This window comes from Streptomyces sp. NEAU-174, from assembly GCF_052665095.1.
This window is the reverse complement of record NZ_JBQTCE010000019.1, coordinates 38,259-50,914: the sequence shown is the minus strand read 5'-3', so window position 1 is coordinate 50,914 and position 12,656 is coordinate 38,259. Positions and strand designations below refer to the sequence as shown.

Genomic DNA, 12,656 nt, shown 5'->3' with positions numbered 1-12,656 from the left:
ACCATCCCGTGCGGCGCGCACAGCAGCCCCACACGAGGCACGCTCTGACGTCCCCAACCGGGCCGTAGCACTCTCGCCAACGGTTCGAAGACCCTGCCGATACAGTTCCGCATGTCGACCTGCTTCCTCAGGGTGGCCACGCCCCGGGGCGCACGCCCGCGTCGCCGGGGTCCTGTGGCGGATGAAAAACCGGCTGAGTATTCATGCTGGTGACATGCGAAGTCCCCAACTTTCACAGTTGAGTGAAAGCGGGGGGCTACTGCGGTGAAAGTGTCAGAGGCCCACCCAAGCGGCCAGGTGATCCAGGCTGTCCGGGGTGCGACGGGACAAGTGGATCAGGCCGCGGATGGTCTCGCGAGCGCCCGCGTGGTACCTGGTCTGCTGCGGCGCCAGCTTCCGCGCGGTCACGATCGATTTCAAGGCCGCTTCAGAGCGCCCCGCTTCCATCTGGGCGCGTGCCTGGTCCACGTAGAAGTGCGCGGCGCGGGAGACTGCCCAGTCCTTCGGTATCCGCACCTTCGCGGCCTCTTGCAAGGCTTCGTCGTAGTGCCGCATCTCGACATGAGCCGACACCGCGTGCACGGTGACATTCGTGGGGCCGAAGGACAGCCAGTGCACGTCCGTTGCTTCGCCTGTCCGGTCCGCGTAAGACCGGGCCTCGGTGAGGTGGTTCTTGACCCCGTCTTCGTCATGAGCGCGGGCAGCGATGATGCTTGCTCCGAGGTGAAGCTGTCCGGCGACGGCATGCCGCTCTCGCGTCTGCGGAGACTGGGCCAGCAGCCCCTGCCCGGAGGCTACGAGCCGCTGACCGATGGTGTACTCGCCCACTCGGAAGTAGACGAGGGCCCGCATGTACTGGCGCACTGCGGACAGCAGCGGATCGGAGGCCCGCGAGGCGGCCCACTCCATACGGTCCAGAGCCACCGTGGACAAGTCGTAGTAGCCCAGCTTCACGGCCAGGTCGTGCGCGGTGCGGTAGGTACTCGACAGGGCGCCCCACAGCTCGGACGACGGCGTCCGATACGCGGCTGTGGTGATCTCCGCCATCGTTCCTGGGAGATCGAGAGCAGCGTCATAGAGCTTCGTGGCCCGGACCTGCTGACACAGAGTGTGGGCAGCGGTGATGAGCTGAGAATCAGGGCGCGGTGTGATGGCCGGATCGGCCCCCAGGTCGTAAAGATCGAGGGCTTCCCGGATCGGGCGGACCAGCGCGGCCAACCGGTCCTGCTGTAGCTCGGTCACGTAGGGCTGGCCGGTCAGCGCCGTGACGTCGATGCACAGCGCTTTCGCAACAGCGGCCACCAGGTCGGGGCTGGCCGGCTTGTGCCCGGATTCGACTTGGGTGAGCAGGCTGTAGGAGTAGGGAATCTTCTGAGACAGCCCACGCTGAGTCAGTCCAGTCCGTTTCCGGTGATGTGCGATCCGAGCGCCCGTGTGCTCGTCGTCGGGGAGCGGCATGCATGCCTCCCTTCCGTGACTCAATCAACGGAAACGCTACCCACCCGGTCACGGCGGAAGACGGTGAACGGCGATCTCAACCCTGAGCGGGCAGGGTTTGCGGAGGGAGGGTGCCGAACGGTGGACTGCCCGCATGACCGCGAACCGTGTCCTCTACCTGTTCGGAAGCGCCGCCCCGCCCGTGCTGAACATCGCCGGCGTGATCGCACGGGCACAGGCCGACGGCTGGGACGTGTGCCTTGGATTGACCCCCACGGCAGCACGCTGGCTTGACGACCAGTTGCCAGCGTTGGAGGAGCTGACCAGACGCCCGGTGCGCAGCCAGTACAAGCTGCCCTGGGAGCCGGACGTCTGGCCTCCCGCGGATGTCGCTGTCCTGGCACCCGCCACCTTCAACACGATCAACCAGTGGGCCCTGGGGATCACCGAGAAGTTCATCGTGGGATTCGTGGCCGAGGCCATCGGCAAGGGCATCCCCACTGTGACCATGCCGTGCGTCAACGCCGCCTACGTCCAGCACACCCAATTCGACGTCAGCGTTGCCACGCTCCGCGCGATGGGGGTGCGTGTGCTGTACGGGGAAGGCGGTTTCGTACCCAACAAGCCGGGCCAAGGTCGACCGGGAAGCTATCCGTGGCACCTGGCCCTCGAAGCCGTCGCTTCAGCCGTCAGCGGGCGCGATCCCCGCGGTGCATGAGCCGCCCCCGGACGGTGCAGCCAATGGGCAGGCGAGTTCACAGCCGCCTGACGGGCACAGCACGAAACCACTAGCCCCCTGGCCTGGTCAGGGGGCTAGCGCTGGTTCCAAGAGCCCGGGTCAGCCTTGCTTGGGCGCGGCCTGCTGGACGACCTCGAAGGACCACAGCGTGGAGCCGGACGCGGCGGGCTTCTGCTGCGGGGCGTCCTCGCCGCCGCGCTGGTGGGCCGCCTTCATCGGGCCCTCCATCCACGCCTGGAAGTCCTCCTCGCTGCGCCAGCGCGTATAGACGAGGTACTGGTCGGTCCCCTCGACCGGGCGCAGCAGCTCGAACCACTCGAAGCCGTCGGAGCCCTCCACGGACCCGGCGCGCGACGCGAAGCGCTTCTCCAGCACCTCGCGCTGTTCCTCCGGCACGGTCAGCACATTGATCTTTACAACGCTGGGCACTAGACACCTCTCACGCGGCGGACGCCGGTCGGCGCCCTGGTCTCGACTCTGTGCGCAGTCTGCTACATCCGGCGGTCAAGGACGTGTGAAGACGGCGCTCGGTGGCGCTCAGTGGCTGATGACGACCTTGCCGAAACGTGGGCCCTTCTCGAAGTGCGCGAACGCCTCCAGGGCATCCTCGAAGGGGAAGACGCGGTCGATGACGGGCCGGAGCCGGTGCTGGCCGATGGCCTTGTTCATCCGTTCGAAGTCGCTCCGGCTGCCGACGCTGATCGACCGGAGGGTCGCCGCGCGACGGAAGAACCGCGTCACGTCCATGCCGCCGCCCGCCGCCAGGTTGCCGACAAGGGCGATCTGGCCGCCTTGGGCGACGGCGTCGATGGACTGGGAGAGCGTTCCGGCGCCGCCGATCTCGACGACGCGGTCGGCGCCGCCGCCGGTGAGTTCCCGTACCCGCGCGCCCCACTCCGGTGTGCTGCTGTAGTCGATGACATCGGATGCGCCAAGAGCGCTGAGGCGTTGGGCCTTGGTGTCGCTGGATGTCGTGGCCAGGACGCGTGCGCCGGCCAGGCGGGCGAACTGGAGCGCGAAGACCGATACCCCGCCCGAGCCCTGGACCAGGAGAGCGTCCCCGGGGCCGACGCCGCTTACGGCCGACCAGGCGGTGAGCGCGGCGCACGGAAGCGTGGCGGCTTCCTCGAAGGACAGCTGGTCCGGCACGGCGACCAGGCTCTGCTCGTCGAGGGCGAGGTATTCGGTGAGCCAGCCGTCGCGGTGGGTGCCGCGCAGCTGCCCCCACTCGGGGAACGGGCCGTACAGCCAGGTCGGGTGGAAGGTGCCCACGACGCGGTCCCCGACGCGGAAGCGCGAGACTCCCTCCCCGACCGCCTCCACGACGCCCGCGCCGTCGGAGAGCGGGATGCGTCCGGGCGGCACGTCGACGGCGTACCGGCCGGTGACGATGAGCAGATCGCGTGCGTTGAGGGAGCTGGCCTTCACTCGTACGAGCACTTCGCCCGCTGACGGGCTCGGCACCGGGCGCTCCGCCGAGGCGATCAGACCACCGCCAGATCCCATCTGGAATGTACGCATTTGCCACCCTTCGTTGGTATGTCGCCTCCACGATAGGCGCGCTCGGCTGGACGATCTGTATCTTGGCGTCCATGGTTTGGCGCAGATCGTCCATGAGAGGTCAGGGGAGACCCAAGGGAGTGGAGAGGGATCCGATCGACGACCTTCTCGCCACGATGAAGATCGAGGACGCGCGGTATGTGCGGGTGGACGCCCGTGCGCCCTGGGGAATCTCGTTCCCTCCCCGGCACCTCGCCCGGCTGGTCCTGATCTCCCGTGGTGGGTGCCGGCTCGTCGCGGACACGCTCGCCGGGCCGCAGCGGCTGGAGACGAACGACTGCTTCCTGGTCCGGGCGGGGGTGAGATTCACGCTTCAGGACGAGGCGGGCAGCGAGGTCGTGGACTGCGACGGACTGGTCTCCCAGGTCCCCGGCGACTCGGCGCGGGTCGGGGGCGACGGTGAGCTCACGCAGATCGTCTCCACCCGGTTCGCCTTCGACGCCGTGGCGGCAGAACCGCTCTTCGCGCTCCTGCCGCCGGTGTTCCGGCTGAATCTGGACGACGCGTCCAGTCAACTCCTGCGCACCACGTTCGACCTCATCGCGCGGGAGAGCGCGGCGGGCGGGCTCGGTGGTGGCTTCATCATGAGCCGTCTGTCCGATGTGCTCTTCGTCCAGGCGCTGCGGACCTGTTGTGCGGATGTCGGCGGCGGGACCGTCGGCTGGATCGCCGCGCTGCGAGATCCGCGACTGGCGGTCGCCATGGAGGAGTTGCACGCGGACCTGGCCCATCCGTGGACGGTCGAGGAACTCGCCCGCACGGCGGGGATGTCACGCTCGGCGTTCGCCGCCCTGTTCAAGGAGAGGACGGGGGACACCCCGCTGGGCTACCTCACGGCATGGCGCATGTACCGGGTCAAGGTCCTGCTCCGCGAGACGCAGCTGAGTGTCCAGGAGATCGCTGTCCGAGTCGGATACGACACCGGCAGCGCGTTGAGCCGTGCCTTTTCGGGCAGGGAGGGCGTCACCCCCGGCGCCTGGCGGAAGCTGACGGCCCATTGAGCCGTCGGCGGCGGCTCAGAACCTGTGTCATATCCCCGGCCGTCCCTCAGCCGTGCAGCCGCAAGCCCTTCGTGACCTTGTCCACCTGGCCGCGCGGCCCGTAGACCGCGAGGCCCACCAGGTTGAGCGCGTCGGCATCGACGGCGCGGACCGAGGCGCGGTTGTCGTCCTCGTTGTCGGTGGCGAAGAGGTCCTCGGTGTAGAGGGACATCGGCAGGTCGCGGGAGAGGGCGCGGGCGTGGGTGCGGGTGAGGGCGGGGGCGTCGGCGGCGTAGACGAGGACCGGTTCGCGGAACATCGGCAGGTAGACATTGCCCGAGGCGTCCTCGTACGGCTTGCCGACGATCTCGTCCGAGGCGTGCGCCAGGCCGCTGGAGAGGAAGGCGGTCACGTTCAGCTTCTGCCAGTCGGCGAGGTCGGTGCGGACAATGACGGCGATCTTGGTGTCGAAGCGCATGCCGTCACTCTCGCCACCGCGGCGACCTGCGGTCTTGAACGCTCGTGCGCCACGGCACAATGGATCCGTGGTTGCCGTCGGAGAAGGGGAGCGGGGCCGGGAGGACTGGGCCCGGTACTGGCGCGATCCCGACCGGCCCGTGGAGGCCATGCACGCGCACTTTTTCAGCCATCGTTTCCATCCCCACAGCCATGACACCTACTCCTTCGCCGTGACCGAGGTCGGCGCCCAGCGCTTCCGGTGCCGGGGGGCGCTGCGCACCAGCGGGGCGGGGATGGTGATGGTCTTCAATCCCGACGATCCGCATGACGGGGAGGCGGCCGCCGAGCTGGGCTACAAGTACCGCATCGTCCACATAGGTCCCGATGTGGTGCGGAACGTCCTCGCCGATGTGGCCGACAGCGCGGACGGCCGGGCGGCGCTGCCGCTGTTCGACCGGCCCGTGGTCTCCGATCCGCTGCTGCCCCGCGCCCTGCTGCGGCTGCACACCGCCCTGGTGGGCGGCGCCGGGCCGCTGGTGCGGGACGAGCGGCTGACCGCGGCCGTCGGGGCGATGGTGCGGCGCGGGGCCACCGGGCCGCTGTGGGCCCGGGAGCTTCCGGACGGGAGCGGTGAGCAGGTCCGGGCCGCGCGGCGGGCCAGGGCCCTGCTGGAGGAGGCGTACGCGGAGGAGATCCCGGCGGCGCGGCTCGCGGAGGCCGCCGGATGCAGCCGCTTCGCGCTCTACCGGGCGTTCCGCGCCGCGTACGGGATGGCGCCGAGCGACTTCCAGCGGCAGCTCCGGCTGCGCCGGGCGCGCGGGCTGCTGGTGGCGGGCAGCAGCGCGGCGGAGGCCGCGGTCCAGGCGGGCTTCGCCGACCAGGCCCACTTCCACCGCTGGTTCGTACGGTGCTTCGGTGTGACGCCGGGAACATTTCAGCGCGCGGCGAGTGCCGATTCGCGGCGCACCCCGCGGCCCTGATGAAATTGGCCCGGACCATACGGACCCTCGCGGAGCGCAAGGACCCTGCCAAAGCCTGACATCTTTCGGACAACCCTGGACGACAGTCAGGTGAAGTGGGGGTGTTCGGCGTCTGAGTAGTGGGCTCAGTAGGGTTCCAAACATCCGGGACAGATGAAGAGGGCGAGTGGGGGAGCGGCACGGCGTGGCGAACGTGGAGCGGAGCGGACTGGGGAGAAGCCCGGACACGGGGCCGGCCCCCGGCGCCGTAGGGGCGCGGACGTCGCGGACCAGAATGGGGCTGGTGGCCCTGTGGCTCCTGGCGGGGGTGCTGGCGGTCCGTCAGGCGGCTGCGGTGCTGCGGCTGCCGCCCGATGAGCGGCTGACCGATCTGGAGACCTGGATCGGCGACCAGGGGGTGCTGCATGTCAGCGGGTCGCTGTACGACGGGGACTCCTTCACCGGCACCCCGTTCTCCGGGCTCGTCCTCAAACCGCTGACCCGGGCCGCCGAGCAGAGCCTCGGGGTCGCCTGGACCTTCGGCACCCTGCTGCTGGTCGTGGTCCTCGGGCTGGTCGTGGCCCGGTCGCTGCCCGGCCCGGTCTCCCGCCGCACCTCGCTGATCGCCGCACCGCTGGCCATCAGCCTGCTGGTGCTGTCGCTTCCGGTGCGCAACACCTTCACCCTCGGCCAGACCAGCATCATCCCGGTGCTCCTGGTCGTCCTCACCGTGCTGCCCAGCACCTCCGGACGGCAGGCCGGTGTGCTCATCGGGGTGGCCGCGGCGCTCCAGCCCGCGCTGCTGCTGTTCGCCGTCGTGCTGTGGCTGATCGGACGGCGCCGGGCCGCCGCGCTCGCGGGTGCCACGTTCGCCGTGTGCACCGCGCTCGCCTGGGCGGCCATGCCGCGCGACTCGTGGACGTACTGGGGGCATCACATCGGCGGCTTCGGGCTCGGCGCCCCCGCCGACAGCCTGGCCAACCAGTCGCTGCACGGGCTGCTGCTGCGCATCGGCCTCGAGGGCCCGGTGGAGCTCGCGCTGCTGACCGTGCTCGCGGTCGCGGTCGCGGTGATCGGCCTGCGGCGCGCGGTGCGCTACGCCCGGGACGGGCAGCTGCTGCTCGCCGCCGCCATCACCGGCAGCGTGGCGCTCGCGGTCTCGCCCACCTCCTGGCAGCACCAGCAGCTGTGGATCCTGCTGGCCGCGGTCGGCCGGGTGGGGCGGCGCGGCTCCGACCGGCTGGTGTGGCCGGTTCTGGTCGTACTGGCGATGTCGCTCAACCGCACCGCGCTGCTGCCCGACATCGAGATCCTCGGACATATCGGCTACAATGCGCCGCTGCTCGCCGCGCTCGCCGCCGCCTGTCTGGTGCCGTTCCTCTCCCGCACCTCGCCGCGGTGGGACGACCCCGAGCCGACGCCGGTCGCCGAACCGGCCAGGAGCCGCTTCGCCTGGGTGCCGCTGCTGCGTGTCCTCAAGCGGCCGCTGTCCCGCCCGAACCTGATGCTCGAGCTGATGCTGATCCGCGTCGGCTACTTCGCCTACTCCTGGATCCGCGGCCACGCCCCGGACGAGCGCAGCCTGGCCGAGGGCCACGGAGACCAGGTGCTCACCCTCGAGGGCTGGCTGCACATCGACATCGAGCACTGGTTCAACGCCATCGTGGCCGACACCGGATGGCTCAAAGACTTCATGAACTGGTACTACAGCACCTTCCACTTCCTGATTCCGCTGTCCCTGCTGGGCTGGCTGTATCTGCGCCGCCCCGCGACGTACCGCTGGGCCCGCACCCCGCTGGCCTTCGCCACGCTGCTCGCCCTCGTCGGCTTCTGGCTCTACCCGCTGGCCCCGCCGCGGCTGATGGGGCTCGGCTACGTGGACACCGCGCACGGCCCGCAGGACCTGAACAACCCGGACTTCGGCGCGCTCACCAAGCTGTCCAACCAGTACGCGGCCATGCCGTCGCTGCATGTGGGGTGGTCGCTGTGGTGCGGGGTGGTCATCGCGATCGTGGCGCCGTACGTCTGGGCGAAGGTGCTCGGCATCCTGTACCCGCTGCTGACCACGGCGGTCATCGTGGGCACCGCCAACCACTATGTGCTGGACGCGATCGGCGGCGCGGTCATCGTCACGGCCGGGTTCGCGCTCCAGTACGTGTTCCTCGGCGTGGGCCGGCGCCCGCACGAGGAGGCGCCACCGCTGTCGGCGACGATGGGCGCCGCGGTCGCCCGGGCCAGGGGGCTGGTCCCGGGGCTGGTACGGCAGCGCGACGGACAGCACGACGACGCCGAACCCGTGGCGAAGGACCGGTCAGGGGGCGGTGAGTCCCCCGAAAAGGGGGCTGGGGCTCGCGTTGAGCGGCATGACCAGCGGGTCTAGCGTGGTGAGAAGGGGGCGGAAAGGCGTGAAAACGCGTTGAACGGGGGGATCCGGGAATCGAGACGGGGAGCGGGGACCCCGACCGAGGAGGGATCAAGGATGTCCCTGGTGAAGGCAGTAACCGCGGCGGTCGCGATGGGCGCCTCAATGGCGATCGCGACACCCGCGGCCGCCGCGCCGCCGCACCCCTTCGTCTTCGTCCACGACAGGTTCCAGCCGGCGTCGGAGGCGAAGCACGCCGGTGCGGTGACGTACGACAAGTCGCTGGTGCCCACGTCCGCGTCGGTGTTCATCGCGGAGGCGCGGCTGAGCGGCAAGGGCATGATGGACCACCACGAGGGTGGGGAAGACCACGGCCAGTACAGGATGCACAAGGGCACGTTCGTGTTCATCAGCGTGCGTGGCCTCGCGGCCGACCACCACTTCGGGATCCATGTCCATACGAAGCCGTGTGGCACCAAGCCCGACTCGTCGGGGCCGCACTACCAGAACAAGCAGGACCCCAAGCAGCCCTCGACCAACCCGGACTACGCCAACCCGCGCAACGAGGTGTGGCTGGACCTCACCACCAGCGGCTCCGGCAAGGGCTGGGCCAAGTCCTGGGTGAAGTGGAACTTCCGGCCCGATGAGGCTCGTTCCGTGGTGATCCACAAGCATGCGACGGACACCACGTCGGGCAAGGCGGGGCAGGCGGGCGCCCGGGTGGCGTGTGTGAACGTGCCGTTCAAGTAGGTCCGTCGGCGTCCACGGCGCTCGGTCTCGGTGGGGGCGGGCGGGCCTCACGGCGGCAGCAGTCCGCCCTCCACCGAGGCGTCCCTGATCTCCTCGTACAGCGCGCGCAGCGTCTCGCTCACGGCCACCCGCGGCAGATTCAGCCCGTCCAGCGCCTCGGCGTCCACGGGGGCGTGGCTGTCGGTGGCCATATCGCCCCAGCCCTGGCCGGTCAGACAGCGCATCAGGGTGGGGTTGAGCCGGTCCACCCCGCGCACCAGGCACGCCTCGGGCGTACGGCCCTCCTCGTACTCCCGCCACAGGGCGAGGAGTTCGGCCCCCAGCGGTGCGGGGAGCGAGGCGAAGCGCGGCGGTTCACCGCCCGCGGCGCCCCGCTCCACCGCGTCCATCTCGACGAGGTCGTGCATCAGGCAGAGCTTGAGCATCTTGGTGAGGTCGAGCCGCCGCCCGGCCTCGCGCTCGAACTCGGCGTGCAGGATCCAGCTCACCATCGCCAGGTGCCAGGAGTGCTCCGCGACGCTCTCCTTGCGCTCCGGGGTGGCGTTGTTGGCGCGCTCGGTCTCACGGAGGCGGGCGGTGAGGGCTATGAAGTCGAAGAGTCTTCGACGGTCGCCCGCCGCGCCGTGCGGGCCGTACATCTCGCTCATGGCGGTCAGTGTGCCCCCGCCCGGTGGGTTGTGGGACTCCTGGCGCGGCACGAACAGCTTACGTGTAGGTCACCCCGAGCCCCTTACGTGTAGGTCACCCTGAGCTCCTTGATCCCGTTCAGCCAGGCCGAGCGCAGCCGCCGGGGCTCACCCGCGAGCCGGATGTCCGGCAGGGTGTCCGCGATGGCGTTGAAAATCAGCCGGATCTCCAGCTCCGCCAGGCTCTTGCCGAGGCAGAAGTGCGGTCCGCCGCCGCCGAAGCCGAGGTGGGGGTTGGGGTCGCGGGTGATGTCGAAGACCTCGGGGCCGTCGAAGACCTCGGGGTCGTTGTTGGCGGACGAGTAGAACACGCCGACCCGCTGCCCCGCCGCGACGCGCTGCCCGCCGAGTTCGGTGTCCTGGGTGGCGGTGCGCTGGAAGGACATCACGGGGGTGGCCCAGCGCACGATCTCGTCGGCGGCGGTGGCGGGGCGCTCGGCCTTGAACAGCTCCCACTGGTCGGGGTGGGTGAGGAAGGCGTGCATCCCGTGGCTGATGGCGTTGCGCGTGGTCTCGTTGCCGGCGACGGCGAGCAGCAGTACGAAGAAGCCGAACTCGTCCGAGCCCAGATTGCCCTCGTCCTCGGCGGCCACCAGCCGGCTGACGATGTCCTTGGCCGGGCACGCCTTGCGGTCGGCCGCGAGGTTCATGGAGTACGAGATCAGCTCCATGGCCGACTCGGCGCCGATCTCCTCGGTGATGGCCAGTTCGGGGTCGTCGTACGCGACCATCTTGTTGGACCAGTCGAAGATCTTGGACCGGTCCTGCTGGGGGATGCCGATCAGCTCGGCGATCGCCTGAAGCGGCAGCTCGCAGGCCACATCGGTGACGAAGTCCCCGCTGCCGCTCTCCCTGGCCCCGGCTACGATGCGGGTGGCGCGGTCGCGCAGGGCGTCCTCGAGGGCGCGGATGGCGCGCGGGGTGAAGCCGCGCTGGACGATCTGGCGGACCCGGGTGTGCTCGGGCGGGTCCATGTTCAGCATGATCAGCTTCTGGACGTCGATCTGATCGCGCTGGATGTGTTCGTTGAACCGGATGATCGCGGTGTTGGCGTGGGAGGAGAAGATCTCCGGCCGGGTGGAGACCTCCTTGACATCGGCATGGCGGGTGACGGCCCAGTAGCCGTCGTCGTCGAAGCCGGCCACGCCATGTGGCTGGGGGATCCAGCACACCGGGGCCGTCTGCCGCAGCTGGGCGAGCTCCGGGAGTGGCACCCGATGCTGATGGAGGTCGGGGTCGGTGAGGTCAAAGCCTTCGGGGAGCGCTGGGCAGGACATCGGCCACTCCAGAGATCTGACGGCCTATCAGAAGTGTCCGCAAGGTAGTAACGGGTTCTACAAGTAGCAAGAGAAATCGCGGCCATTGTTTCGGTGGGCCGATGTCCCTCAAGGTCCGCTCAACCCCTGCACAACCCTTGCGCCGCCGGGCCGGGCCTCAGCAGACTGAGTCGAAGAACTAGAACGCGTACTAGTTCTGCCGCGGGTGCTGCCGGGAGCCCCGCGGATGCGATGAGAGGACGAGACAGCCATGGCCGCCGAACCCGTCATCGTCGAAGCAGTCCGCACGCCCATCGGCAAGCGCGGAGGCGCGCTCGCCAACCTCCACCCCGCCTATCTGCTCGGCGAGACCTACCGCGAACTCCTCGCCCGCACCGGCATTCAGCCCGACTGCGTCGAGCAGATCGTCGGCGGCACGGTCACCCACGCCGGGGAGCAGTCGATGAACCCCGCACGCACGGCCTGGCTGACGATGGGGCTGCCGTACGAGACCGCGGCGACGACGGTGGACTGTCAGTGCGGCTCTTCACAGCAAGCCAATCATATGGTGGCCAACATGGTCGCGACCGGTGTCATCGACATCGGCATCGGCTGCGGCGTCGAGGCCATGTCGCGGGTGCCGCTGGGCAGCGGCTCCAAACACGGCCCGGGCAAACCGTTCCCCGAGGAGTGGAACGTGGATCTGCCCAACCAGTTCCAGGCCGCCGAACGCATCGCCCGCAACCGCGGCCTGACCCGCGAGAACGTCGACGCCCTCGGGCTGATCTCCCAGGAGCGGGCGGCGCGGGCCTGGGCCGAGGAGCGGTTCAAGCGCGAGACCTTCGCGGTGCAGGTGCCCACGACGGAGGAGGAGCAGACGGCCGGCGAGGGCATGTGGCGCGCCGTCGACCGGGACGAGGGGCTGCGCGACACCAGCATGGAGGCGCTGGCCGGACTCAAGCCCATCATGCCCACCGCCGTGCACACCGCGGGCAACTCCTCCCAGATCTCCGACGGCGCCTGCGCGGTCCTATGGGCCTCCAAACGCATGGCCCGCGCCCTCAAACTCCGCCCCCGCGCCCGCATCGTGGCCCAGGCCCTGGTCGGCACCGATCCGCACTTCCACCTGGACGGGCCGATCGACGCCACGAAGGCGGTCCTGGGCAAGGCCGGGATGACCCTGAAGAACATCGACCTGATCGAGATCAACGAGGCGTTCGCCTCGGTGGTGCTGTCGTGGGCGCAGGTCTTCGAGCAGGACCTGGAGAAGGTCAACGTGAACGGCGGCGCGATCGCCCTGGGGCACCCCGTGGGGGCCACGGGGGCCCGCCTGATCACGACGGCGCTGCATGAACTGGAACGCGCGGACAAGGAGTTCGCGCTGATCACGATGTGCGCGGGCGGGGCGCTGGCCACGGGCACGATCATTCAGCGGCTGTAGTGATGGTCGAGCGCTGATCGACCGGAA

General features: G+C 69.6%; 12 protein-coding genes. 6 read left to right on the top strand and 6 right to left on the bottom strand.

The features are described from left to right. Positions 1 to 273: 273 nt before the first annotated feature. The gene (locus tag ACT2CW_RS40270; protein WP_445520174.1) at positions 274 to 1,458 is read right to left on the bottom strand and encodes a helix-turn-helix domain-containing protein; all 1,185 of its coding nucleotides are present in this window, start codon (positions 1,456 to 1,458) and stop codon (positions 274 to 276) included. A gap of 133 nt (positions 1,459 to 1,591) precedes the next feature. Here ACT2CW_RS40270 and ACT2CW_RS40265 point away from each other — a divergent pair, with 133 nt between their 5' ends. Then, positions 1,592 to 2,155, top strand: a complete 564-nt coding sequence (locus ACT2CW_RS40265) for a flavoprotein (RefSeq protein WP_445520173.1) — start codon at positions 1,592 to 1,594, stop codon at positions 2,153 to 2,155. 120 nt (positions 2,156 to 2,275) lie between these two features. Here the strand turns inward: ACT2CW_RS40265 and ACT2CW_RS40260 are convergent, their stop codons facing one another. Further along, complete coding sequence (locus ACT2CW_RS40260) at positions 2,276 to 2,605, bottom strand: antibiotic biosynthesis monooxygenase family protein (protein ID WP_164430520.1); 330 nt, start codon at positions 2,603 to 2,605, stop codon at positions 2,276 to 2,278. Between the two features lie 108 nt (positions 2,606 to 2,713). Then, on the bottom strand, positions 2,714 to 3,697 hold the full coding sequence (locus tag ACT2CW_RS40255; protein ID WP_445520172.1) for a zinc-dependent alcohol dehydrogenase family protein: 984 nt from the start codon (positions 3,695 to 3,697) through the stop codon (positions 2,714 to 2,716). 119 nt (positions 3,698 to 3,816) lie between these two features. Between ACT2CW_RS40255 and ACT2CW_RS40250 the strand changes: the two genes are divergently transcribed. Next, positions 3,817 to 4,737, top strand: a complete 921-nt coding sequence (locus tag ACT2CW_RS40250) for an AraC family transcriptional regulator (protein ID WP_445520171.1) — start codon at positions 3,817 to 3,819, stop codon at positions 4,735 to 4,737. A gap of 46 nt (positions 4,738 to 4,783) precedes the next feature. Here ACT2CW_RS40250 and ACT2CW_RS40245 read toward each other — a convergent pair whose 3' ends face one another. Continuing rightward, a complete protein-coding gene (locus tag ACT2CW_RS40245) occupies positions 4,784 to 5,194 on the bottom strand; it encodes a DUF2000 family protein (RefSeq protein ID WP_445520170.1) in 411 nt (136 codons plus the stop codon). Positions 5,195 to 5,342: 148 nt separating this feature from the next. On the opposite strand from ACT2CW_RS40245, the gene ACT2CW_RS40240 reads away from it, so the two are divergent. The 3 genes from ACT2CW_RS40240 to ACT2CW_RS40230 all read left to right on the top strand — a co-directional run bounded on the left by ACT2CW_RS40240 (position 5,343) and on the right by ACT2CW_RS40230 (position 9,246). Continuing rightward, on the top strand, positions 5,343 to 6,155 hold the full coding sequence (locus tag ACT2CW_RS40240) for an AraC family transcriptional regulator (RefSeq protein ID WP_445520270.1): 813 nt from the start codon (positions 5,343 to 5,345) through the stop codon (positions 6,153 to 6,155). Between the two features lie 274 nt (positions 6,156 to 6,429). Next, a complete protein-coding gene (locus ACT2CW_RS40235; RefSeq protein WP_445520169.1) occupies positions 6,430 to 8,514 on the top strand; it encodes a bifunctional glycosyltransferase 87/phosphatase PAP2 family protein in 2,085 nt (694 codons plus the stop codon). Positions 8,515 to 8,613: 99 nt separating this feature from the next. Then, complete coding sequence (locus ACT2CW_RS40230; RefSeq protein ID WP_445520168.1) at positions 8,614 to 9,246, top strand: superoxide dismutase family protein; 633 nt, start codon at positions 8,614 to 8,616, stop codon at positions 9,244 to 9,246. Between the two features lie 47 nt (positions 9,247 to 9,293). Here the strand turns inward: ACT2CW_RS40230 and ACT2CW_RS40225 are convergent, their stop codons facing one another. Both ACT2CW_RS40225 and ACT2CW_RS40220 read right to left on the bottom strand, forming a co-directional pair. After that, positions 9,294 to 9,893, bottom strand: a complete 600-nt coding sequence (locus ACT2CW_RS40225; protein WP_164430506.1) for an HD domain-containing protein — start codon at positions 9,891 to 9,893, stop codon at positions 9,294 to 9,296. An 83-nt stretch (positions 9,894 to 9,976) separates the two neighbouring features. Continuing rightward, the gene (locus ACT2CW_RS40220) at positions 9,977 to 11,209 is read right to left on the bottom strand and encodes a cytochrome P450 (protein ID WP_037947136.1); all 1,233 of its coding nucleotides are present in this window, start codon (positions 11,207 to 11,209) and stop codon (positions 9,977 to 9,979) included. Between the two features lie 250 nt (positions 11,210 to 11,459). Here ACT2CW_RS40220 and ACT2CW_RS40215 point away from each other — a divergent pair, with 250 nt between their 5' ends. Next, positions 11,460 to 12,629, top strand: coding sequence for a steroid 3-ketoacyl-CoA thiolase (locus tag ACT2CW_RS40215; RefSeq protein WP_445520167.1), 1,170 nt, complete (start codon positions 11,460 to 11,462; stop codon positions 12,627 to 12,629). Positions 12,630 to 12,656: the final 27 nt, after the last annotated feature.